The organism is Streptomyces sp. NPDC058086, from assembly GCF_042885015.1.
Classification (GTDB): Bacteria; Actinomycetota; Actinomycetes; order Streptomycetales; family Streptomycetaceae; genus Streptomyces.
The window spans coordinates 94,422-118,318 of sequence record NZ_JBHVST010000016.1; the positions used below are offsets into that span (position 1 = coordinate 94,422).

At 70.9% G+C, this 23,897-nt stretch carries 19 protein-coding genes; 9 read left to right on the forward strand and 10 right to left on the reverse strand.

Translation table 11 applies throughout. From position 1 onward, the window contains the following. The first annotated feature begins 33 nt into the window (after positions 1–33). Positions 34–264, forward strand: coding sequence for a hypothetical protein (locus ACFVWD_RS15475; protein ID WP_075026519.1), 231 nt, complete (start codon positions 34–36; stop codon positions 262–264). Between the two features lie 471 nt (positions 265–735). Here the strand turns inward: ACFVWD_RS15475 and ACFVWD_RS15480 are convergent, their stop codons facing one another. Both ACFVWD_RS15480 and ACFVWD_RS15485 read right to left on the reverse strand, forming a co-directional pair. Next, complete coding sequence (locus ACFVWD_RS15480; RefSeq protein WP_389596443.1) at positions 736–2,100, reverse strand: MFS transporter; 1,365 nt, start codon at positions 2,098–2,100, stop codon at positions 736–738. Between the two features lie 102 nt (positions 2,101–2,202). After that, on the reverse strand, positions 2,203–2,805 hold the full coding sequence (locus ACFVWD_RS15485; RefSeq protein ID WP_067363306.1) for a hypothetical protein: 603 nt from the start codon (positions 2,803–2,805) through the stop codon (positions 2,203–2,205). An 80-nt stretch (positions 2,806–2,885) separates the two neighbouring features. Here ACFVWD_RS15485 and ACFVWD_RS15490 point away from each other — a divergent pair, with 80 nt between their 5' ends. From ACFVWD_RS15490 to ACFVWD_RS15500, 3 genes are all read left to right on the forward strand, one after another. Then, positions 2,886–4,043: an exo-alpha-sialidase gene (locus ACFVWD_RS15490; RefSeq protein WP_389596445.1), complete on the forward strand. Its 1,158-nt coding sequence runs from the start codon at positions 2,886–2,888 to the stop codon at positions 4,041–4,043. 47 nt (positions 4,044–4,090) lie between these two features. Next, positions 4,091–4,795 (forward strand): NADPH-dependent F420 reductase, encoded by a 705-nt coding sequence (gene npdG / locus ACFVWD_RS15495; RefSeq protein ID WP_389596446.1) that lies wholly within the window; start codon positions 4,091–4,093, stop codon positions 4,793–4,795. An 83-nt stretch (positions 4,796–4,878) separates the two neighbouring features. Then, positions 4,879–5,058: a hypothetical protein gene (locus ACFVWD_RS15500; protein ID WP_101405507.1), complete on the forward strand. Its 180-nt coding sequence runs from the start codon at positions 4,879–4,881 to the stop codon at positions 5,056–5,058. Here ACFVWD_RS15500 and ACFVWD_RS15505 read toward each other — a convergent pair. After that, a complete protein-coding gene (locus tag ACFVWD_RS15505; RefSeq protein WP_168490819.1) occupies positions 5,048–5,851 on the reverse strand; it encodes a site-2 protease family protein in 804 nt (267 codons plus the stop codon). The two genes, ACFVWD_RS15500 and ACFVWD_RS15505, sit on opposite strands and share 11 nt — an antisense overlap. Positions 5,852–5,981: 130 nt before the next feature. Between ACFVWD_RS15505 and ACFVWD_RS15510 the strand changes: the two genes are divergently transcribed. After that, the gene (locus ACFVWD_RS15510; RefSeq protein ID WP_389596448.1) at positions 5,982–9,332 is read left to right on the forward strand and encodes a BTAD domain-containing putative transcriptional regulator; all 3,351 of its coding nucleotides are present in this window, start codon (positions 5,982–5,984) and stop codon (positions 9,330–9,332) included. Positions 9,333–9,384: 52 nt separating this feature from the next. Here the strand turns inward: ACFVWD_RS15510 and ACFVWD_RS15515 are convergent, their stop codons facing one another. The 3 genes from ACFVWD_RS15515 to panB form a co-directional block, all read right to left on the reverse strand. Then, positions 9,385–10,209, reverse strand: a complete 825-nt coding sequence (locus tag ACFVWD_RS15515) for an ABC transporter permease (protein WP_168490818.1) — start codon at positions 10,207–10,209, stop codon at positions 9,385–9,387. Continuing rightward, on the reverse strand, positions 10,206–11,234 hold the full coding sequence (locus tag ACFVWD_RS15520; RefSeq protein ID WP_389596450.1) for an ATP-binding cassette domain-containing protein: 1,029 nt from the start codon (positions 11,232–11,234) through the stop codon (positions 10,206–10,208). The genes ACFVWD_RS15515 and ACFVWD_RS15520 overlap by 4 nt, the downstream gene beginning before the upstream one ends. A 218-nt stretch (positions 11,235–11,452) precedes the next feature. Further along, positions 11,453–12,340 (reverse strand): 3-methyl-2-oxobutanoate hydroxymethyltransferase, encoded by an 888-nt coding sequence (gene panB / locus ACFVWD_RS15525; protein WP_388116796.1) that lies wholly within the window; start codon positions 12,338–12,340, stop codon positions 11,453–11,455. A 202-nt stretch (positions 12,341–12,542) separates the two neighbouring features. On the opposite strand from panB, the gene ACFVWD_RS15530 reads away from it, so the two are divergent. The 4 genes from ACFVWD_RS15530 (at position 12,543) to ACFVWD_RS15545 (ending at position 17,495) form a co-directional block, all read left to right on the forward strand. Further along, positions 12,543–14,135, forward strand: a complete 1,593-nt coding sequence (locus ACFVWD_RS15530; protein ID WP_389596452.1) for a DHA2 family efflux MFS transporter permease subunit — start codon at positions 12,543–12,545, stop codon at positions 14,133–14,135. Between the two features lie 52 nt (positions 14,136–14,187). Continuing rightward, the gene (locus tag ACFVWD_RS15535; RefSeq protein WP_168490806.1) at positions 14,188–14,808 is read left to right on the forward strand and encodes a TetR/AcrR family transcriptional regulator; all 621 of its coding nucleotides are present in this window, start codon (positions 14,188–14,190) and stop codon (positions 14,806–14,808) included. Between the two features lie 213 nt (positions 14,809–15,021). Then, positions 15,022–16,080, forward strand: a complete 1,059-nt coding sequence (locus ACFVWD_RS15540; RefSeq protein WP_389596454.1) for an endonuclease/exonuclease/phosphatase family protein — start codon at positions 15,022–15,024, stop codon at positions 16,078–16,080. 191 nt (positions 16,081–16,271) lie between these two features. Next, on the forward strand, positions 16,272–17,495 hold the full coding sequence (locus tag ACFVWD_RS15545) for an MFS transporter (protein ID WP_389596456.1): 1,224 nt from the start codon (positions 16,272–16,274) through the stop codon (positions 17,493–17,495). Between the two features lie 179 nt (positions 17,496–17,674). On the opposite strand, the gene ACFVWD_RS15550 is transcribed toward ACFVWD_RS15545, so the two are convergent. From ACFVWD_RS15550 to ACFVWD_RS15565, 4 genes are all read right to left on the reverse strand, one after another. Next, on the reverse strand, positions 17,675–19,429 hold the full coding sequence (locus tag ACFVWD_RS15550; protein WP_389596458.1) for an NAD+ synthase: 1,755 nt from the start codon (positions 19,427–19,429) through the stop codon (positions 17,675–17,677). Between the two features lie 252 nt (positions 19,430–19,681). After that, positions 19,682–21,631 (reverse strand): protease pro-enzyme activation domain-containing protein, encoded by a 1,950-nt coding sequence (locus ACFVWD_RS15555; RefSeq protein WP_389596460.1) that lies wholly within the window; start codon positions 21,629–21,631, stop codon positions 19,682–19,684. An 816-nt stretch (positions 21,632–22,447) separates the two neighbouring features. Further along, positions 22,448–23,080, reverse strand: coding sequence for a DUF305 domain-containing protein (locus ACFVWD_RS15560; RefSeq protein ID WP_212728426.1), 633 nt, complete (start codon positions 23,078–23,080; stop codon positions 22,448–22,450). Between the two features lie 5 nt (positions 23,081–23,085). Then, entirely contained in the window at positions 23,086–23,754 is a 669-nt protein-coding gene (locus tag ACFVWD_RS15565) for a DUF3105 domain-containing protein (RefSeq protein WP_389596462.1), read from the reverse strand. Positions 23,755–23,897 lie beyond the last annotated feature (143 nt).

Here is a 23,897-nt window from a genome sequence, read left to right on the forward strand (position 1 = left end):
GGGGCACTATGTCCGTGGCGAAAGGAGCAGGTCATGGCCCTCTTCAAGAAGCGGACCGTAGGGAAGCCGGGCGAGTGGTACTACTGCCTCGTCCACCAGAAAGTGGAGGAGGGCCCCGAGTGCCCCGCGAAGGACCGCTTCGGCCCGTACACCACCCGTGAGGAGGCCGAACACGCGATGGAGACCGCCCAGGAGCGCAACCTCGAGTGGGAAACGGACCCCAAATGGCACGACGCGACGGGCCCGACCCCAGAGGACGACTGACGAGACCCGAGACCCGAGACGCTGGGCGCGCCGGCCGACGGACGCTGAGAGGTCGGGCCAGTCGGGCGCCGGGCGCCGGGCGCCGAGGCGCAGGCGCCCAGGCACCGAGCCGCCCGGGGCACCGAGGACTTGGAGCAGCGCGCGCTGAGGCATGGAGAGGCGGGGCGGCGGGGCACCGGGCACCGAGGCACCGGGCGCCAATGCACCGGTGGCTCAGCCACCGAGACGCCGAGACACCGGGGCGGCGTGACACCGGGACGGCGTGACACCGGGACGGCGTGAGAGCGGGACGGCGTGAGAGCGGGACGCCGAGACACCGGGACGGCGTGAGAGCGGGACGCCGAGACACCGGGACGGCGTGAGAGCGGGACGGCGTGAGTACGTGAGGGCGCTGAGCCATAGTGGCGCGCGGACCCGCGGGCGCCGACGGCGGCCGGCCCCCGCGGGCGACCCGCACCACCCAAGTGACCGTCACGGGTGGTGCGGGTGGGAGAGCACCGCCTCACCCCGAGCGGAGCGCATCCGTACCGCGTGCTCATTCGTCCGTACGTCGTACCTCATCAGCTGCGGCAGGCACCACGCCAACGCCCCCACCGCTCCCACGCAGATCACACCCCCGGCCCAGATCGAGGCCCGTACCCCCGTCCACGCCGCCATTCCGCCCGCCCGTACCTGCCCCAGCTGGGGCCCGACGGAGTACGAGAGCAGCTCGATCCCGGCGAGTCGCCCCCGTAGCTCGTCCGGAATCGTCTGGTCCCACATCGCGCCCCGGAAGATCCCGCTCACCATGTCGAAACAGCCGCCGAGGACGAGGAAGAGCAGCACCAGCCACACGTTGTGCACGGCCCCCGCCCCCACCATCGCCAGCCCCCAGCACGCCGCCGCGAACGCCACCATCCGGCCGTGCCGGTGCACGCGCGAGGTCCACCCACTGGTCAGCGTCACCAGCATCGCCCCTGCGGGCAGCGCGGCGTACATCAGCCCGAGCGACCACGCGGCGTGCAGCTCGTCGGCGAGGAACGGCAGCACCGCGAGCGGCATCGCGAAGAACATCGCGGCCAGGTCGATCACGTACGTGCCCAGGAGTTCCTTGCGGTTCCACGCGTACCGCGCGCCCTCAGCGATGGAGGCGAACGACGGCTTCGCGGCCTCGTGCGCGGCCGGTGACGCGGCGAGTCCGACGATCAGTACGACCGACACCACGAAGGTCACCAGGTCCACGGCGTACGCCCAGCCGAGCCCGGCGTACGCGACCACGACGCCCGCGAGCGCCGGCCCCGCGACCCCGCCGACCGACCAGCGCAGGGAGTTGAGGGAGGCCGCGGCGGGCAGGTGCTCGTGCGCCACGATCCGGGGGACGAGCGAGTCAAGGGCGGGCCGCTGCACCGACCCGAGCGCGGAGGACAGCGCGGCGACCACGTACAGCGGCCACACCGCCGGACGCGGCATCAGCGCGTTGACGAGCAGTCCGCCGCACAGCAGCCCCTGTCCGGCCTCCATGTAAAGGATCAGCTTCCGTTTGTCGAGGGCGTCGGCGAGCGCCCCGCCGTACAGCCCGAACACGATCAGCGGTACGAGTTCCACGGCTCCGATCGCCCCCACGGCCACCGCCGACCCGGTCAGCACCTTCATCTGCACCGGCAGCGCGACGAAGGTCAGGAAGCTGCCGAAGTTGGTGATCAGCCCCGCCAGCCACAGCCGCCGGAAGTCGGCCGACGCCCGCCAGGGCGCGAGATCGGGCAGCAACGACCGCAGTCGCGCACCGGTACCGGCACCGGCGGCGGGTTCAGCGTGCGCGGGCAGCGCGGCGGGGGATACGGGGGCGTCGTCGGTCACGACGGCTCATGCTGAGCGGCCGCCCACCGCGGCGGCAACTGTTTTTCCGCCGTCCAGCAGCCCCGCCGTCGTCCCTCCCGTCACGTCACCGCCCGCCGTGTCCTACCACCGCGCCGCCGGCGGGGCCGTCAACTGGTCCGCGAGGCGGGAGAGCCGGTCGCGGAACCGGCGCCGCCCCCGCGGGGAGGGCAGGGAGTTCTCCCCGGCCGCCGCGCTGACGAGGTGCTGCACGGTGTCGAGGTCGAGTTCCTGATCCGGCGGCACGGTCAGCGACTCGTGCGCCATCGCTCCCAGCTCCCGGTCACCGGCGTCGAGCGCGAGCACGGTCGCCCCGGCCCGCCGCGCGTCGTGGACCCGCTCCAGGAGCGGCGCCCCGGGTGCGGCGGGCGACACCACGAGCAGCGTCTCGCCGCGCCGCGCCGCCTCGATACGGCCGAGGCCCACGGCGAGATGGGCCGGGTCCGAGGCCCGCGCCCCGTGCCGCACCAGCGTCGGCGACAGCTCCGGCGTCCCCGACCAGGCCGCCTCGTCCACCAGATGCGCGGCCAGATGCCACGGCTCGTACTCCGCCGTGCCCACGAGGAGCAGCCCGCCCCCGTACGACACCACGGACCCCCTCAGGCCCTCCGCGAACCGCCGCGTGGCTCCCAACCACTCGGTCCCGGCGAGGACTTCGCGCAACAACGCGACCCGTACGGCATCCATGCGCACGCATCCTGCCCCAATCGACAACTGATCAGGCGGAGTTCACCATGAATTCGCCCAAGTGGGGCAGATCCCGGCGCATGACGGAAACAACCGGAACCACCACGGCAACAACCGCGGTCACCAGCACCCCCTTCCACGCGGGCCGCGAAGGCTACGCGAGCTTCCGCATCCCGGCCATAGTCGCCACCCGTACACCCACCGCACCCACCACCGTGCCCGGCCCCAGCACCACGCCCACCCCCGTTTCCACCCTGCTCGCCTTCTGCGAGGGCCGGGTCGACTCCGCCGCCGACCACGGCCACATCGACATCGTCCTGAAGCGGTCGACGGACGGCGGCCGCACCTGGGGCCCGCTCCAGGCCGTCGCCCGGAACGGGAACGATCTCGCCGGCAACCCCGCCCCCGTCGTCCTCGACACCGGCCGGATCCTGCTCGTGCACGTCCGCGCCGCCGCCGGAGCGACCGAGGACGCCATCCTGCGCGGCAGGGTGAAGCCCGCCGACGGGCGCCGCGTCTGGGTGCGGCACAGCGACGACGACGGCGTCACCTGGTCCGCCCCGAAGGAGATCACCGGGCAGGTGAAGAAGGCGGACTGGCGGTGGTACGCGACCACGCCCGGGCACGCCGTCCAGCTCGGCACCGGCCGGGTCGTCGTCCCCGGCAACCACACCCTGCCGCCCACCGGTTCGGACACCGGCACCGAGGCGAAGTACAACAGCGGCCACTGCCTGCTCAGCGACGACCGCGGCGAGACCTGGTCACTCGGGTACATCGACGAGAACACCGATGGATACGTCAACGCCAACGAGACGACCGCCGCCGAACTCCCGGACGGGCGCGTCTACTTCAACACCCGCAACGACTCCCCGTCCCCTGGCAACCGCGCCGACGCCCACTCCACGGACGGCGGCAGGACCCTGACCAAACCCTTCCGGCCGCAGGCCGGCCTGGTCACCCCGGTCGTCCAGGGCAGCCTGCTCCAGCTCCGCGACCCGGACCTGCTGTTGTACTCGGGGCCCGCCGACCCCGCCGCCCGCGCCCTGATGACCGTCCGCGCCTCCGCCGACGGCGGCACCACCTGGCGGCCCGCGCACACGGTCGACGGACTGCCCGCCGCGTACTCCGACCTCGTCCGCGTCGACGCGACGACCGTGGGGCTCCTCTACGAGACGGGCGACTTCGGGCCGTACGAGACGATCACCTTCCGCCGTATCCCCGTGACGGCCCTCACCTGAGCACCCGAAGCCCCCGGGGCGGGAACCGCGCCACGTAAAGTCGGCCCATGACCTCTACTGACAGTGCACAGAAGGCCCCCGCGAAGGACCCCTGGGACCTTCCCGACGTGTCCGGACTCGTCGTCGGCGTGCTCGGCGGCACCGGCCCCCAGGGCAAGGGCCTGGCCTACCGGCTCGCCAGGGCCGGCCAGAAGGTGATCATCGGCTCGCGTGCCGCGGAACGCGCGCAGACCGCCGCCGAGGAGCTGGGCCACGGTGTCGAGGGTGCCGACAACGCCGAGTGCGCGCGGCGCAGCGACATCGTGATCGTCGCCGTACCGTGGGAGGGGCACGGCAAGACTCTGGAATCGTTGCGCGAGGAGCTGGCCGGCAAGCTCGTCGTCGACTGTGTCAATCCGCTGGGCTTTGACAAGAAGGGTGCCTACGCCCTGAAGCCGGAGGAGGGCAGCGCCGCCGAGCAGGCCGCCGTCCTGCTGCCGGACTCCCGGGTCGCTGCCGCCTTCCATCACCTGTCGGCCGTCCTTCTCCAGGACCCGGAGGTCGACGAGATCGACACCGATGTGATGGTCCTCGGCGAGGAGCGCGCGGACGTCGAGATCGTGCAGGCGCTGGCCGGCCGCATCCCCGGTATGCGCGGTGTCTTCGCCGGCCGGCTGCGAGGCGCCCACCAGGTCGAGGCGCTGGTGGCGAACCTGATCTCCGTGAACCGCCGTTACAAGGCCCACGCCGGCCTCCGGGTGACGGACGTATAGCGGGCGCACGGGCATGGGGGACATGAGGGACACTGGAGGCCGTACGACCTCGTTCGAACCGTCCCGACAGGAGCAGACCCCTCATGCCCCGCCTCGCGCTCTATGCCCTCACCGTCTGCGTCCTGTCCGTCGCCGCGGCCGTCGTCTCCTTCGTCCAGGGCAGCTGGCTGGGGATCGTGTGGGTGCTGCTGGCCGGACTGTCGTCCAACATGACCTGGTACTACGCGCGGCGCGGCCGGAGCGGGTCCTCGGTCAGCGGCTGATCGTGCAGTACTCGTTGACGCCGTCCCAGAAGCGGTACAGGTTCTGACCGCAGTAACGCTGTACGTCGTCGATGCCCAGGGCGCCCAGGATCGAGTAGATCGCGTCGAAGAACGCCGTGTTCACCGAGGGGATCCACAGCACCGCGAACACGGCGAGCAGGCCGAAGGGCGCGAACGGCTCCACCTGGCGGCGGATGTTGTACGACAGCCAGGGCTCGATCACGCCGTAGCCGTCCAGGCCCGGGACCGGCAGGAGGTTCAGGATGGCGGCCGTGACCTGGAGCAGCGCGAGGAACGCCAGCGCGTAGCGGAAGGTGTCCGGGACGCCGTCCAGGGCGTGCAGCCAGAACGGCGCGGTGCACACGACGGCGAACAGCACGTTCGTCAGCGGACCCGCCGCCGAGATCAGACTGTGCTTCCAGCGGCCCTGGATCCGGCCCCGCTCGATGAAGACCGCCCCGCCCGGCAGACCGATCCCGCCCATGATCACGAAGATCACCGGCAGCACGATGCTCAGCAGCGCATGCGTGTACTTCAGGGGGTTGAGCGTCAGATAGCCCTTCGCGCCGATCGAGATGTCGCCGCTGTGCAGGGCGGTGCGCGCGTGCGCGTACTCGTGCAGGCACAGGGAGACGATCCACGCGGCCGTCACGAAGAGGAACACGGCGAAGCCGGGCTGGTCGGCGAAGCCGGTCCAGATCGCCCAGCCGGTCACCGCCATCACGGCCACGATCCCGAGGAAGACGGGGCTGATCCTCCGGTCGCTGCTGCGACGGGAAGCGGCGGTGGTCATGGGGCTCCTCGGACTGGTACGCATGGTGCTGGGCCAGCCCGACCGTACCGGGCTCACGGGGAAAACGTCTCGCGGTCGGTCATTGGTTCCGGAGAAGGTAGGGGCTGAGATCGTCACGCCACCGGAGACAATGGACCCCGTGCGCTACCGCATCCTTGGCACCACCCAGGCACTCCGCCCCGACGGCACGCCCGTCGTGCTCGGCGGGGCGCGGCTGCGCGCCCTCTTGACCGTGCTCGCGCTGCGGCCCGGACGGACCGTGCCCGCGGCCGTTCTGGTGGACGAGGTGTGGGACGGCGATCCGCCCGCCGACGCATCGGGCGCGCTCCAGGCCCTGGTGGGACGGCTGCGCAGGGCGCTCGGGCCGCAGGCGGTGGACTCGGGGGACGGCGGCTATCAGCTGGCCGTCGGCGCCGACGACATCGACCTGTACCGTTTCGAGCGGCTCGCGGGGGAGGGCGTACGCGCGCTCGCCGACGGCGACCCCACGAAGGCGGCCGAGGCCCTCGACGACGCCCTCGCCCTGTGGCACGGCCCGGCCCTCGCCGACCTCCCGGACCGCGCCGCCGAGTCGGCCCGCTGGGAGACCCGCCGTCTCGACGTACGGCGCGCCCGGTTCACGGCGGCCCTCGCCCTCGGCCACGCCGAACAGTCCCTGCCCGAGCTCACCGCCCTGTGCGACCTCCATCCTCTGGACGAGCCCCTGCACGTCCTGCGTCTGCGCGCCCTGCGCGACGCAGGCCGCCCCGCCGAGGCCCTCGCCGCCTACGAGTCCGTACGGGAGCTGCTGGCCGACCGCCTCGGCTCCGACCCCGGCCCCGAACTGCGCGCCCTGCACGGGGAGTTGCTCAGTCCGGCCGACGGTGGCGGCGGGGCGCACGCCCAGGGCCCGCGACCCGGCGCCGCGGGCCGGTCCGAGAACCGGCCCGAGAACCGGCCCGAGAACCGGCCCGCACCGGCCGGGCCTGGCGGCTCCCCGCCCCCCGGCAACCTCCGCGCCCGGCTCACCTCCTTCGTCGGGCGGGCTGCGGACATCGACACGATCCGGGGGGATCTGGCGGCGGCACGCCTCGTGACCTTGCTCGGGCCCGGTGGGGCCGGCAAGACGCGGCTGTCGCAGGAGGCGGCGGAGACCATGGCGGACACCGCGCCGGACGGGGTGTGGCTGGCCGAACTCGCGCCCGTCGACGACCCGGAGGCCGTGTCCGAGGCCGTGCTCACCGCCGTCGGAGCCCGCGAGACCGTGCTGCGCGGCGCCGGTGCCGAAGAGATGCGGGCCGCCGCCGACCGGCACGGCGACCCCCTGCAGCGGCTCGCCGAGCACTGTGCCAAGCGCCGCATGCTGATCGTCCTCGACAACTGCGAGCACGTCGTGGACGCCGCCGCGCGTCTCGTCGAGGAGTTGCTGGAGCGGTGCCCGGGGCTGACCGTACTGGCCACCAGTCGCGAACCCCTCGGCGTACCGGGGGAGTTGCTGCGCCCCGTGGAGCCGCTGCCGGAGCCGTTCGCGCTGCGGCTGCTGGCCGACCGGGGGGCCGCCGCCCGCCCGGGTTTCCGGGTCGGGGACGACCCCGCGGCCGCCGCCGAGATCTGCCGCCGCCTCGACGGACTGCCGCTCGCCATCGAACTTGCCGCCGCCCGGCTGCGGATGCTCACCCCCCGTCAGATCGCCGACCGGCTCGACGACCGGTTCCGCCTGCTGACCTCCGGCAGCCGTACCGTCCTGCCGCGCCAGCAGACCCTGCGCGCCGTCGTCGACTGGTCCTGGGACCTCCTCGACGAGGACGAGCGGGACGTGCTGCGGCGGCTGTCCGTCTTCGCCGGCGGCTGCGACCTCGCCGCAGCCGAGGCCGTCTGCGGACCGGCCGCCCTGGAAGCCCTCGGCTCGCTCGTCGACAAGTCCCTCGTCGTGGCCGCCCCTTGGGGGGACGGCGAGATGCGCTACCGGCTCCTGGAGACCGTCGGCGAATACGCGGGAGAGCGGCTCGACGAGTCGGGGCAGCGCCCCGCGGCCGAGCGCGCCCACCTCACGCACTACCGCGAACTGGCTCGCACCACCGACCCCCGGCTGCGCGGCCCGGGCCAGCGTGCCGCCATCGAACGGCTGGAGACCGAGTCGGAGAACATCCGCGCCGCCCTCCAGCACGCCGTCGCCGCCCGCGAGGAGCAGGAGGCGCTCTGCCTGGTCCTCTCCCTGGCCTGGTACTGGCAGATGCGCGATCTGCGGCTGATGGCCCGCCACTGGTCGCGCGAGGTCATGGCCCTAGGCCCGGACCCCTTCTACGAGCCCGTACGCCCGGCCGCCCCGCTGCTGGAGAGCTGCACCGACACCCCGCCGCCGATGCGCCCGGAGGTCCTCGAAGAGGCCCGCCGCGGTGTCCACCTCGTCCATCTCTCCTGCATGGACATGGACATGTCGGCCTGGGACACCCCGCAGGCCAAGCGGAAACTGCGTGTCATCAGCGAGACCTACCGCCCCGGCCAGCCGCAGACCTGCCGCACCCCCGGCAACCTCTGGTTCTATGCCGTGATCCTGACCGGCGACATCGAGCGGATGCGCTCCGTCATCGACGCGACCGTCCAGACCTGCCGCGAACTCGGCTACGGGTGGGAACTCGCCGTCTCCCTCCAGATGCGTGCCAACATCCTCGCCAACCGGGCCACCTGGGCGGGCGACGCGACCCGGGACGCCGACGAGGCACTGGAACTCTTCACCCGGCTCGGGGACGCCTGGGGCGCCGCCGAGGCGCTCTCCGCGCGCGGTGAGGCCCACGAGCGCCGCGGCGAGTTCGCGCTCGCCGCCGCGGACTACACGGAGGCCATGACCCACGCCGAAGGTCTTGGCGCGCACGCCCAGACGGCTGTCCTGAGCACCCGGCTCGGCGGTGTGCTCATCGAGTCCGGCGACACCGAACGCGGCGAGCGGTTGCTGCGGGAGGTCCTGGAGCGCGGCGACGGCGCCTACAACGAGGCCATGCCCGCCTCCCGGCTGTTCCTGTCGATGTGGCTGGGCCGCAGCGGCCGGGTCGCCGAGGCGCGCGAAGAGATGCGATTGCTGCGCGCGAACTTCGAAGCGGTCACCTTCGTGGTCTTCGACGGCTTCGTGGTGGGCGTCGAGGCCTGGCTGGACGCGCTCGAGGGGCTGCACGAGTCCGCCCTGGAGAAGGTGCGGCAGGCGCTGGCGCGGGCGGGCGACCCGTTGTCGCAGATCATCGCCCCGCACATGCCCTCCGCGCATCTGACCACCGCCGCCATCGCCCTCACCGGTCTGGACGGCGGCCGCCGCGTCCGCGACGCGGCCGTGCTGCTCGGGGCCGCCGACCATCTGCTGCCGCCCGGGCACTTCGTGGGCCCGATGGAGGACCAGGTGCGCGCACGGGCGGAGGCCGACGTACGGGCCGTGCTGGACGACGCGACGTACGAGGCCGCGTACGCCGAGGGCGGCGGGCTCTCCCTGGAGGAGGCCGCCGCCCTCGTGTGACGCGGACCGGGGGTGACGCGGACCGGGGTTTCCGTGGTCCTGCGAGCGAACGTCAGCTCTTGGTGCGGAACTTGTGGATCGCGATCGGCGCCATGACCAGGGTGAGCCCTGCCGTCCAGGCGAGGGTCACCCACAGGCTGTGCGTGACCGGGCCGCCCACCATCAGGCCGCGCGTGGTGTCCGCGAGCGCGGACAGCGGGTTGTAGTCGGTGAAGTTCTGCAGCCAGCCGGGCATGGTCCGGGTCGGCGAGAAGATGGACGAGCCGAACTGCAGGGGCATCAGCACCAGGAAGCCCATCGCCTGCACGGACTGCGCGTTCTTCATCGTCACCCCGAGGACCAGGAAGATCCACATCAGGGACGAGCCGAAGAGGACGGAAAGCCCCACGGAGGCGAACAGACCCGGCCAGTTCGTGATGTCGAAGCCGACCAGCACGCCGACGATCATGAGGATCGTCGTCGCGACGAGCATCCGCATCAGCTCCACCACGATCTTGGCGAAGAGCACGGAGCCCTGGCCGATCGGCAGGGTGCGGAAGCGGTCCATCACCCCCTTCTGGAAGTCCTCGTTGAAGCCGGTGCCGACGGCCGTGGCGATGTTCATCGCCGTCATCGCCATCAGACCGGGCACCACGTACTGCACGTACCTGTCCTGCCCGCCGCCGAGCGACTGCCCGATGGAGCCGCCGAAGACGTACACGAACAGCAGGGTGAAGACGACCGGCATCAGGACGGCGTCGAACATCGACTCCGGGTCCTGGCGGATCCACAGCAGGTTGCGGCGGACGAGCGCGCCGATGTGGCGTGCGTGCGCGCGGGGCGAGATACGGGGGTCGCCCTTCGCGGCGAGGGGGGCTTCGGCGACGGCGGTACTCATGCGGAGACCTCCTCGTAGACACGGGCGGGGGTCGCGTCCTGCGGGGCACTGGCCTTGTGGCCGGTGAGGGACAGGAACACCTCGTCCAGACTGGGCAGTTCGGTGGAGATGGAGCCGATCGTGATGCCGCGCGCGGTGACCGCGCCGACCACGGCGGTGAGCTGTTCGTCGCTGAGGATCGGGACCAGCACGGTGCCGGTCTCGGTGTCCACGACGGAGGCGGCGAGACCGGTGAGGCCCAGCTCGTCGAAGAGGGCGGCCAGCGGGCGCAGCTCCAGCGGGTCCACCGGGCGGATGCGCAGCGTGCGGCCGCCGACCCGGGCCTTCAGCTCGTCGATCCGGCCGCTGGCGATGACCTTGCCGCGGTCGATGACCGTCAGCTCGGAGGCCAGCTGCTCGGCCTCCTCCATGTACTGGGTGGTGAGCAGCACGGTGGCGCCGTCCGCGACCATCCGCTTGACCTCCTTCCACACCTCGTTGCGGGTGCGCGGGTCGAGCCCGGTGGTCGGCTCGTCCAGATAGAGGACGGACGGGTGGCCGATCATGGAGGCGGCGAGGTCGAGACGGCGGCGCATACCGCCGGAGTACGTCGATGCCGGGCGCTTGGCCGCCTCGGTGAGCGAGAAGCGCTCAAGGAGTTCGTCGGCGCGCCGGCGGGCGTCCTTGCGGGGCAGGTCGAGCAGCCGCCCGATCATGTACAGGTTCTCCCAGCCGGGGAGCTTCTCGTCGACCGAGGCGTACTGACCGGTCAGGCCTATCACCCGGCGCAGCTGGCGGGGCTGCGTGAGCACGTCATAGCCCGCGACGGTGGCCCGGCCTGCGTCGGGGGTGATGAGGGTGGACAGGATACGGACGAGGGTGGTCTTGCCGGCACCGTTGGGACCCAGCACCCCGAGGACGGTTCCCTCGCGGACGTCCAGGTCCACGCCGTCCAGAGCCTTGGTCTCGCCGTAGTGCTTGACCAGCCCCCGCACGGAGACGGCGCTGCGGGCGCCGCTGTCGGGGTTCTTGTCGATTCGCGTCATGCCCATCAAGGTGCCAGCGCCCACCGACAAACCACCTACAGCTCGCCTACAGCGCCGTACGATCACCGATATATCGCCGACAGACGTTCGCGCGTATCACCGTGGTGCGTGCGCTTCGCGCACGGCGACAGCCCGCCGACGGGGGAAATCGGCGGGCTGTCTTGGTGCCGCAGTGGTTCAGAGGGACTCAGGTGTTCATGAGCCCCGGGTCCGGGTCCTCAGTGGACGGAGTGCTCCTCAAGAGGGAACGTTCCGCCGACGACGTCGTCCGCGAACGCGCGCGCCGCGTTGCCCATGACCTCGCGCAGATCGGCGTACTTCTTCACGAACTTCGGCACCCTGCCGCCGGTGAGGCCGAGCATGTCGGTCCACACCAGGACCTGCGCGTCGGTCTCCGGACCCGCGCCGATGCCGACGGTCGGGATGTGCAGGGTGCGCGTGACCTCGGCGGCGAGCTCCGCCGGGACCAGCTCCAGGACGACCGCGAACGCGCCCGCGTCCTGGACGGCCTTGGCGTCACGCAGCAGCTGCTGGGCGGCCTCCTCGCCGCGGCCCTGGACTCGGTAGCCCATGGAGTTCACGGACTGCGGGGTCAGGCCGATGTGCGCCATCACGGGAATGCCGGACTCCACGAGCAGCTCGATCTGGCGGTGCGAGCGCTCGCCGCCCTCCAGCTTCACCGCGCCGACCCCGGCCTCCTTGACCAGGCGGGTGGCGGAGCGCAGGGCCTGGACGGGGCCCTCCTGGTACGACCCGAAGGGCAGGTCGCCGACGATCAGGGCGCGGCTGGTGCCGCGTACGACCGCGGCGGACAGCATCGTCATCTCGTCGAGGGTGACGGGGACGGTCGTCTCGTACCCCAGGTGGCAGTTGCCCGCCGAGTCGCCGACGAGCATGACCGGGATGCCGGCCTCGTCGAAGACGGACGCGGTCATCGCGTCGTAGGCGGTGAGCATCGGCCACTTCTCGCCGCGCTCTTTGGCTGTGGTGATGTCGCGGACCGTGATGCGGCGGGTGCTCTTGCCTCCGTACAGCGCCTTGCTGCTGTCGGTGGTCGCCCGCGCGCCCTCTGCGGGCTGCTTCGGGGCAGCCGAAAGCTGCGTCATCGCAACGGCTCCTTCTGTCATCTCGAGGCGCCCTGACGGCGTCCCCGGATCCCCTACATGGTGGCACCTCGTGCCACCGGGGGCCAGACCGGGTCGAGCGACGTGCGTCTCGGTGGACCGTAGGCCCATCTCTTCGTAAGGTCTCTGTAAAGGATTTACGATACGAGACGGTCCCGTATCGAAAATCGCTAGGCTCGGCCCCATGACAACTCCCGCAGCCCACGTCGAACGGCGCGTGCCCGAAGCGGTGCACCGGCGCCGCTGGGCTATTCTTGGCGTGCTCATGCTCAGCCTGTTGATAGTGGTGCTGGACAACTCCATCCTCAACGTCGCGATCAAGACGATCTCGACGCCGGCGCCCACCGGGCTCGGCGCCACCCAGAGCGAGCTGGAGTGGGCCATCAACGCCTACACGCTCGTCTTTGCGGGGCTGCTCTTCACCGCGGGCCTCCTCGGCGACCGGCTGGGCCGCAAGAAGGTCCTGCTCGCCGGACTCGCCGTCTTCGGCACCGGGTCCGCGCTGGCCGCGGAGGCCGGCTCGCCCGTCCAGCTCATCGTCTTCCGCGCGCTGATGGGCTTCGGCGCCGCCTTCGTGATGCCCGCCACCCTCGCCGTCCTCATGAACGTCTTCGAGCGCGAGGAGCAGCCCAAGGCCATCGGCATCTGGGCCGGCGGCGTCGGCATCGCCATCGCCATCGGCCCGATCACCGGCGGCGCGCTCCTCGCCCACTTCTGGTGGGGCTCGGTCTTCCTGATCAACGTGCCGATCGTGCTGCTCGCGCTCGGCCTGATGTTCTGGCTGGTCCCGGACTCCCGCGACCCGAACCCCGGCCGCATCGACATCGTCGGTGTCGTCCTGTCCGTCATAGGGCTCGTCCTGCTCGTCTACGGCATCATCAAGGGCGGCCAGCTCGCCTCCTTCACCGATGCGGCGGTCCTCGCGACCATCGGCGGCGGAATCGCCGCCATCGCCTGCTTCGTCATCTACGAGAAGCGCAGCGACCATCCGTCCATCGACATCTCCTACTTCAAGAACAAGGTCTTCTCGGCCGCCATCGCCGCCATCGCGCTCGTCTTCTTCGCGATGATGGGCGTGACCTTCTTCTCCGTCTTCTACACCCAGAGCGTGCGGGGCTACTCGCCGTTGAAGACCGGTGTGCTGCTGCTGCCGCTCGCCGCGGCCCAGCTCTTCTTCGCACCGCGCGCCCGCCTCGTCGTCGACCGCTTCGGCAACCGGGCCACGTGCACGGCGGGCCTGCTGCTGCTCGGAGCGATGCTCGGCGCCTTCGCGACCCTGGACGCGGACACGCCGATCTGGCTCCTGGAGGTCATCTTCTTCCTCATGGGCACCGGCATGGCGCACATCATGACCCCGACCAGCGTCGTCATCATGCAGGCCCTGCCGCGCGAGAAGGCGGGCTCCGCCTCCGCTCTGAGCAACGTCTTCCGTCAGGTCGGCGGCGCCCTCGGCATCGCGGTCCTCGGCTCGGTCCTGTCCTCGGCCTACCGCAACGGCATCGAGGACAAGCTCACCCTCCTGCCGGCCGGCCTGCGGCACACCGCGGGCGAGTCCATCGAGGCCACCCTCGGCGTCGCCGCCAAGCTCGGCCCCCGGGGCGACGCCCTCATCACCCCGGCCAACGACGCCTTCCTGCACGCCATGCACGTCACCGCCCTGTGCGGTGCGGGCATCGCGCTGGTCGGCGCCGTGATCGTGGCCATGTTCCTGCCGGGCCGCGGTTCGACCCCACAACAGGGCGAGAAAGAGACGGAGTTGGTGGCCGCCGAGCACTGACGGGGCGCGGCAGGGAGAATTGCGCCAGCACCACCGATGAAAGGAGCGACACGTGAGCCTCGCGGACAGCCGAGCCAGGCAAGAGGGGTCCCCCCGGGGGCGGCCCCGCAGCGAGGCCGTGGAGCGCTCCATCATCGAGGGCGCGATAAAACTCCTGGAGGACGGCGTCCCCCTCGCGGATATCTCCATCGAACGCCTGGCCAGGACCGCGGGCGTCGGCAAGGCGACCATCTACCGCCGTTGGAGTGGCAAGGAGGAACTCTTCGTCGACGTCATGCGCGCCACCGAGCCTCCGGATGCCGAACTCCCCGGCACCTCGATGCGCGACGACCTGATAGCCCTTCTGGAGCCGCTGCGCCAGCGGGGCCTGGCCAGCCGCTCCTCGGCGCTCCTGCACAACGTCTACGCCCAGATCAAGTCCAGCCCCAAGATCTGGGACGCGTACCAGGCGATCGTCATCGAACCGCGGCGCCTGACCACCTTCGAGGTCCTGCGCCGCGGACAGCGGGACGGCGAACTCCGCGACGACGTGGACATCGAGGTCATGAACGACCTCTTCGTCGGCCCCATGCTGGTACGCGCCGTCATGCGCCCGGACGCCGAACTCCCCGAGGACCTGGCCGAACAGATCGTCGACACGGTACTCGCGGGACTGCGTCCCGCCAGGCCCTAGTTCATCCTCTCGTTCATCCTCTCGGCCGATGCGCCGAATGTGCGCGTTTCGTCACAGAGGCCGCGCTCCGCCCCGTATTCGGAACTCCGAACACCGAGTTGTTCGTCCTCGTGCCCGTACGGCCGTCCCGGGACGGCGAGAACGATGCCGATCATCCCCTAGGGTCGTAGCCGAGGGGCTGACGGTGTGCACGGCAGGTTGTGAGGCGACGGTATGGCGCAGGCGTACGTGACGGAGACGGGCAGCGACGGCTCGGGGCCCGAGCGTCGAGGTCCCCGGCTTCGGCGCCTGCTGGACAAGCTCCGGCGCTCGCTGGGCTCCTGGCGCGGCGACCGCGGCATCTGGCGCCGCGGACTGATCCTGGCCGCGCTCGCCCTGATCCTCGCCCTGGTGATGCTGCTGCACGCGCAGATCCCCAACAGGATCGGCAACCTCGGCAGTCTCACGGAGACGTTCCTGCCGTGGCTCGGCATCCTCATCCCCGTCCTGCTGGTCCTCGGCCTCGTGCGGAAGTCCGCGACCGCGCTGATCGCCGTCCTGCTGCCCGCGATCGTCTGGCTGAACCTGTTCGGCGGACTGCTCACCGACCGGACCGGCGCGGGCGGCGACCTGACCGTCGCCACGCACAACGTCAACGCGGAGAACCCGGACCCTTCCGGTACCGCCCGTGACGTGGCCGCTTCCGGCGCCGACGTGGTGGCCCTGGAGGAGCTGAAGGCCACGGCGGTCCCCACGTACGAGAAGGCGCTCGCGCCGACGTACAAGTACCACTCCGTGGAGGGCACCGTCGGGCTGTGGAGCAAGTACCCGATGACCGCAACCGAGCCCGTCGACATCAAGCTCGGCTGGACGCGCGCGATGCGCGCCACGGTGACGACCCCGAACGGCCAGGTCGCGGTGTACGTCGCCCATCTGCCCTCGGTCCGGGTGAAGCTGCAGGCCGGGTTCACCGCCCGCCAGCGTGACCGGAGCGCCGACGCGCTCGGCGAGGCGATCGCCGCCGAGTCGCTGCAGAAGGTCATCCTGCTCGGTGACCTCAACGGCACGATGAACGACCGCGCGCTGAACGCCGTCACCTCGCAGATGCGCTCCACCCAGGGCGCGGCGGGCAGCGGCTTCGGGTTCAGCTGGCCCGCGTCGTTCCCGATGGCCCGGATCGACCAGATCATGGTCAAGGGCATCGAGCCGGTGACCTCGTGGACCCTGCCCGAGACCGGGAGCGACCACCTCCCGGTCGCCGCCCGCGTCAAGCTCGCGGCAACCGGATCTTAATCTCCTGGAATACTGGGCCTGCGAGACTTTGTTCCATAGCTGAACTTACGGAGCCCGTGCACACCGGTGTGCACGGGCACGTCCGTGCGCGCAGGCACCCAGGCCACTGGGACACCGGTGTGCACGGACCCGGGCTCGTCCCCGCCCGTCCTCTTCTCCTTTGTGCACTCCGCTCCTCTGAAAGGCCCCTCATGCCACTGGCCCTGCTCGCCCTAGCCGTGGGCGCCTTCGGCATCGGTACCACCGAGTTCGTGATGATGGGCCTGCTGCCCGACGTCGCGGACGACCTCCACATATCCATCCCCAGCGCCGGACACCTCGTCTCGGCCTACGCCCTCGGCGTGGTGATCGGCGCCCCGCTGCTCGCCGCGGCCACCGCCCGGATGTCCCGCCGCAAGGTCCTCATCGCCCTGATGGGGCTCTTCGTGGCCGGCAACGCGCTCTCCGCCTTTGCCCCCGACTACCACTGGCTGCTCGCCGCCCGCTTCGTCAGCGGTCTGCCGCACGGCGCCTTCTTCGGCGTCGGCGCCGTCGTCGCCACCAACCTCGTCGCCCCCGAGCGCAAGGCGCGCTCCGTCTCGCTGATGTTCCTCGGCCTGACCGTCGCGAACATCGCGGGCGTCCCCGTCGCCACCTTCATCGGCCAGCACTTCGGCTGGCGCGCCACCTTCCTCGGAGTGAGCGCGATCGGCCTCGCGGCGATAGCCTCGCTCGCGTTCCTCATCCCGCGTGACCACACGCACGCCCCCACGGGCGGCCTGCGCGGCGAGCTGGCCGCCCTGCGTTCGCTCCCCGTGTGGCTGGCGCTCGGTACGACGGTCGCGGGCTTCGGCGCCCTCTTCTCCGCGTACAGCTACATCACGCCGATGCTCACGGACTCCGCCGGGTACGCCGACTCCAGCGTCACGCTGCTGCTCGCGCTGTTCGGCGTCGGAGCGACGGTCGGCAACCTCGTGGGCGGCCGCCTCGCGGACCACTCCCTGCGCGGCACCCTCTTCGGCGGACTCGTCTCGCTGGTCACGGTCCTCGCCCTCTTCCCCGTCCTGATGAGCGCCCAGTGGAGTGCGGCCGTCGCGGTCACCCTCCTCGGTACCGCCGCCTTCATCACCGGCTCGCCCCTCCAGCTGATGGTCATGGAGAAGGCCTCCGCGGCGCCGTCCCTGGCGTCCTCCGCCAACCAGGCCGCGTTCAACCTCGCGAACGCCGGCGGTGCGTGGATCGGCGGCATCGCGCTGGCCGCGGGCTTCGGTACGACGTCGCCCGCGCTGGCGGGGGCTCTGCTCGCCGTCCTCGGCCTCGCGGTCGCCGCGACGGCGTACGCCGTGGACCGCCGCCGCGCCGAGGCCCCCGCCCCCACGCCGGGCCGCCTGGTCGCGACCCACGTGCCCCCGCACCCGGAACACGCGAATCACTGATCTGCCTCGCCCGTAAACGCCGGACGAGCGCAGGCTTTTAGGGGCGCGGGGAACTGCGCGCCCAGCCCCCACCGGCCCGCAGACAAGGAACTCACCCCGGGGGCCTGGGGGCGGAGCCCCAGGCCCGGGATGGGACGGGTAGGGGCGGCGGGGGCGAAAGACCCCCCGCCCCCACGGCGTCACGCGTGCTCGCGCCACCGATTGGTGATCGGAAGCCGCCGGTCCTTCCCGAACCCCTTGGCGGAGATCTTCGTGCCCGGCGGATACTGCCGGCGCTTGTACTCCGCCGTGTCCACCATCCGCAGAGTCTTCACCACCAGCTCCCGATCGAAACCCGCCGCGACGATCCCGTCCGCCCCCTCGTCCCGGTCCACATACCGCTCGAGGATCGCGTCCAGCACGGGATAGTCGGGGAGGGAGTCCGTGTCGACCTGGTCGGGACGGAGCTCCGCGCTCGGCGGCTTGGTGATCGAGTTCTCGGGGATCGGCGGGGTCTGCCCCCGCTCGGCCGCCGACCGGTTCCGCCACTCCGCCAGCCGGAAGATCGACGTCTTGTACACGTCCTTGATGGGCCCGTACGCGCCCACGGAGTCGCCGTACAGCGTCGAATACCCCACCGCCAGCTCGGACTTGTTCCCCGGCGCCAGCACGATGTGCCCCTCCTGGTTGGAGATGGCCATCAGCATGGTGCCCCGCAGGCGCGACTGGAGGTTCTCCTCGGCCAGTCCGGTCAGCCCCAGCGACGACATATACGCGTCGAACATCGGCTCGATCGGTACCGTCCGGAAGTTCAGCCCCGTCCGCCGCGCCAGCTCCGCCGCGTCCCCCTTGGAGTGGTCCGAGGAGTACTTCGACGGCATCGAGACCCCGTACACGTTCTGCGCTCCCAGCGCGTCGCACGCGATCGCCGCGACCAGCGCCGAGTCGATGCCGCCGGACAGTCCGATCAGCACGGACCGGAACCCGTTCTTCGCGACATACGCCCGCAGTCCGACGACCAGTGCCGAGTAGACCTCCTCGTCGGCGTCGAGCCGCTCCGCGTACCCGCCGGCGAGCTCCGCCTCGTACGAGGGCAGCGGCTCCTGCGACAGCACCAGCCGCTCGATGCGCAGCCCGTCGTCCACCACACCCGTCACCGGCTCGGCGGCGCCCGCCGGCAGCTCCAGGTCCAGTACGACACACCCCTCCGCGAACTGCGGCGCCCGCGCGACGACCTCTCCGTCCCGGTCGACCACGATGGAGTCGCCGTCGAAGACCAGCTCGTCCTGTCCGCCGATCATGGCGAGGTAGGCGGTGGTGCAGCCGGCCTCCTGGGCCCGCTTGCGCACCAGTTCGAGGCGGGTGTCGTCCTTGTCGCGCTCGTACGGCGAGGCGTTGATGGACAGCAGCAGCCCGGCCCCGGCGGACCGGGCCGCGGGCACGCGTCCGCCGTCCTGCCAGAGGTCCTCGCAGATGGCGAGGGCCACGTCGACCCCGTGCACCCGCACGACCGGCATGGTGTCGCCGGGCACGAAGTAGCGGAACTCGTCGAACACGCCGTAGTTCGGGAGGTGGTGCTTGGCGAAGGTCAGCGCCACCCGGCCCCCGTACAGCACGGCGGCGGCGTTCTGCGGGGCGCCGGCCGGCTGCCCGTACTTCGGCTGGGCGGTCTCGGACCGGTCGAGGTAGCCGACGATCACCGGCAGCTCCCCGAAGCCCTCGTCGGCCAGCCGGGCGGCCAGCGCGCGCAGCGCCGCGCGGGAGGCCTCGACGAAGGACGACCGCAGGGCCAGGTCCTCGACGGGATACCCGGTCAGCACCATCTCGGGGAACGCCACCAGATGCGCTCCCTGCTCGGCGGAGTGCCGGGTCCAACGGACGATCGCCTCGGCGTTGGTGGCGAGATCGCCGACGGTCGAGTCGATCTGATTCAGGGCGAGGCGTAGTTGAGGCACGGGCCCAGTGTAATCGTCAGAGCGACACAATGGGGTGTGGGGCGCCCCACGTGGAGACGCCCGGCCTCCGGCGCGCCGGCGCGCTGAACAGCGTCAGCCGTCCCCATCGCTCCAGGCTCCTCGTCGTCATGCCCGGGCGGCTTACCCCCGCGGGGTATCCGGCATCGTCGGCCATGCGCCCGGAAAGCCCGGAAACGCGGACGCCCGCCCCTCGACGAGGGGCGGGCGCAGCGGAGATGTGACGGAGGACCGTCAGTGACCGTGGTCGGAGCGGAACGACTCGACGTAACCCGAGGTGGGCGTGCCCACACCGGTGACGTCGTCGTAGCCGCGCACGGCCTTCAGGGAGCTGTCCTTGCCGAGGCTGCGGACGGAGGTGAGCAGACCGCCCGACGCGTCGAAGGAGTTGGCGAAGTCCACGCGCGCCACGGCGAGTTCGGAGCCCGTGGGGGTGTCCGTCACGTCGTGGTACGCCTTGGAGCCGTACTTCGCGTAGATCGACGGGTTGGCGAAACCGATCGCCTTGCCGCCGCGCGCCTCCTGGGCCAGGGCCTGGACGGCCGCGATCACCGGCGCGGCGAGCGAGGTGCCGCCGATCCGGTACTCGCTGTACTGCTGGGACCCGTCCGGGAAGGTCTGCGTCTGGCCGACCTTGAAACCGGTGTTGGGGTCGGCGACCGCCGCGATGTCCGGCACGGTGCGCATGGCCGTCGTGCCGTTGGCCTTGGCGAGCGCGCCGGGCACGACACCCTTCTGGTAGAAGGGCTGCGCCACGGTCTTGCTGGTGCCGCCGCCCGCGCCCGAGGTGAACGCGCCCGGGAAGCCGGTCCAGCTCTTGCCGTCGGCCGCGAGGGCGGCCTTCTCGGTGCCCCAGCCGGTCTCGAACTGGTACTTGTCACCCTTGCCGACCGCCAGCGACGTACCGCCGACCGCCGTCACCCAAGCCGAGTTGGCCGGGGTGTCGACCTGCTTCGTGCCGGTGTTGGCGACCTCGTCACCGTTGTCACCGGAGGAGAAGTAGAAGCCGATGCCCTCGACCGCGCCGAACTGGAAGGTCTGGTCGTAGGCGGCCGCGAGGTCCGGCGTCTGGTTGGCCTCGATGTCGCCCCACGAGTTGGAGACGATGTCGGCCAGGTGGTTGTCGACGATCTTGTTCAACGAGTCGAGCAGATCGTTGTCGAGGCAGGACGCGGCACCCACGTACGTGATGTTCGCGTCCGGCGCGACGGCGTGCACGGCCTCGACGTCGAGGGTCTCCTCGCCGTACCAGCCGGCCGCCCCGCACGCCTCGGTCTGCGTGTAGGTGCCGGGCAGCACCTGACGCAGCTGGCTGCTGCTGTACGCCGCGTCACCGTGGTTCTTGGCGTACGTGGCCGCGTCGAACGCGATGGTCGGCGAGGCGTACGCGTCGGTGATGGCGACCCGCACACCCTTGCCGGTGCGCTTGCCCGCACCGTAGGCGGCGCGCAGCTGCTTGCCGCTGTAGCCCTGGATCGCGTACGGGATCTTCGTGCCGTACGCGTCCGGCAGGGTGCTCGCGATGTTCGAGCCGAAGTACGAGGAGAACGGCCCGGAGTTCTTGAACACCGCGTCCGGGGGAGGCAGCGTGTCGTCGTGCGTCGCCTTGTGCGGGGCGTTGTCCAGGCCGGTGACGGTCAGGACGGCGCCGTTGAGGGCGGCCGGCGCGGAGGCCGTCTTCGACGGCGCCCGGTAGGTCTTGTTGCCCTTGGCGTAGTTGTGGAGCTGGGTGCCGAACGCCTTCTCGGCGGCGGCCACGTCACCGGTGACGGAGACGTAGTGCTGCGTGGTGCCGGTGACCTTCAGGCCCGCCGACTTCAGCCACGAGGTCACCGCGGCGACCTGCGCCTTGGTGGCACCGAAACGGGCCTGCGTCTGCTTGGCGCTGAGGTACTTGCCGTACGAGGCCGAGTTCGGGTCGGACACGGCCTTGGCGTACGCGGCCAGACCGGAGGCGTTCCGGCCGGCGAAGTAGACCCGGGCGGAGACCTGGGAGTTGTCGGACGAGGCCCCCTTGTCCGCCTTCGCCGTGGCCCACGCGGGCTTGGTGCCCGTGAGGGTGTCCCGGCTGGGACCGTCCGCGGCGTTGGCCGTGGGTATACCGAGCGCCAGCGCGCCGGCGAGCAGCGGCAGTGTCGCTGCCATGCTCACCCCGGCGCGCATGGTGGCGCGATTGGATCTCATAAAACCCCCTGCGATGCGGTTCGTCGCATGTGTGGTCGTTCGTGATGTGCGAATCCGTGTGCCGGAACGGAGGGCATACGGAATGGATCACGCTGGGGGTCACTCTGGCGATGAACCGTTCATGCCAGGGGAATGAGAAGGCCAAGGAAACACCAAGTGGCCGCGATTGAAGGGTATTTGGGACGGTATGCCGTCACCCTCACCCTGGATGTAGGGATATCCCTCGTTTTCTTGTAAAGGGGTTCCCAGCTTCTGTAAGCGTATTGCGACATCGGCGGGTTCGTGGTTCGTTCCGGCGACGGTAAGCGCTTCGCGGCCCGGGGCGCGCGGGGGCTTTGAAGCAGCTGGAGTTCGAAGAGTTCCACCGGCACGGCAGGGGCGTCCGCCCGGGCCTTCGCCAAGGACTCTTCGCCAAGGTCTGCGCCAAGGACTCTTCGCCAAGGTCTGCGCCAAGGTCTTCGACGAAGTCTTCGGCAAGGTCTTTGCCAGGGTCTTCGTCGCCTGGCCCCGGGTGCGGCTGCGTCCCGCCCCGCGCGCGTCGATCGTGCGGACGGCGCTCAACACCGGCGCTCAACACCCGTATCCCGGGGTGGCGTCGGCGCCGACGCGACCGCGACGATCGGGACGACCCGGCGGATGCCGGGTCGGGCGGCCTCGACCCGGCGCCGCCGGCCGTGCTCCGTGGACTGCCGCGGCGCCGGCGGGAGGTGGTCGCCCTGCGGGTCTTCCTCGACCTCGACACCGCGACCACCGCGACCACCGCGAGGGCTCTCGGGATCGCCCCGCGGGGACCGTTACCGCCCGTTCATCCAGGCCCTAGTCGCGGGCCTTCGCGCCTCGTTCCTTGAGCATGTCCGCCATCAGCTGGATCTCCGACTGCTGCGCGTCGACCATGCCCTGGGCGAGCTTCTTCTCCACGCCGACCGTGCACTTCGCGACGCAGCCCTCGGCCATGTGGATGCCGCCCTTGTGATGGTCGGTCATCAACTGCAGGTAGAAGACCTCCGCCTGCTTGCCGCTCAGCGTGTTCAGCTTCTTCATCTCGGTGTTGGTCGCCATGCCGGGCATCAGCGCGCCGTCCTTGCCGGACGCCATGTCGCCCATGCCCATCCACGTCATGGGCGCGTCCGCCGACACCTTCGGCAGCTCCCACAGGTCGAGCCAGCCCAGCAGCATGCCGCGCTGATTGGCCTGCGTCTGCGCGATGTCGTACGCGAGCCGCCGTACCTCCACGTTGTCCGTACGGTCACGCACGATGTACGACATCTCGACGGCCTGCTGGTGATGGACCGCCATGTCCCGCGCGAATCCCGCGTCCGCCGAGTCGGCCGACGGCACCTTCGTCCCCGAGGACCCCGAGCCGTCGCTCTCGGCTACCGCGTACGTTATCGCCCCGGCGGCCACCAGCACCGCCGCCGTGGTCCCCGCGATCCAGCCCACCTGGCGCATCTGGCTCACTGCGACAGACCGTTGGTGCAGGCGGCGCCCGGCTCGGGCGTCTGCTTGCCCTGTACGAACTCCGAGAAGAACTTGTCGACGTTCGGGTCGCTCGCGCTCGTCACCGTGCGCTGCTTGCCCCATGCGCTCAGCATGATCGGGTCCTTCTGGTCCTCGAGGGGGCTCATCAGGGTGTAAGGCGTCTTCTTGACCTTCGCTTCGAGCGCCTTCACGTCGGCGTCGGAGGCCTTGCTGTTGTACGTCACCCACACCGCGCCGTGCTCCAGCGAGTGCACGGCGTTCATGCTGTTGATCGCCTTGCTGTAGACGTCGCCGTTGCAGTTCATCCACACCGGGTTGTGGTTGCCGCCGACCGGGGGCTCCATCGGGTACGTCACGGTCTTGGTGACGTGGTTGCGGGACAGCGTCCCCGACCAGGTCTCCACGCCGTCCTTGCCCGTGACGAAGTGCCCCGAGCCGCCCTTCGAGTCGCTCGCCGAGGTGCTGCTGTCGTCGGACTGCGACTTGACCAGGACGACACCGCCGACGATGAGACCGGCGACTACGACCGTGCTGGCCGTGATCGTGAGGATCCGGTTACGACGCTCCCGGGAACGCTCGGCCTTGCGCATCTCTTCTATGCGCGCCTTGCGCTGCGCGGAGGTGGTGTTCTTGGCGGAACCCATGGCGAGTCCTTATGGGGATGGGACGGTCGGGTCCGCTGATCGTAATGGGGCGAGGGTGCTCAGTACGAAGGGAGGGCACAGAATGTCCAAAGGAGACACCCTGTGGCCCAGCTCCGCAAAGGTGGGACGCGGCCCTGTTCGGT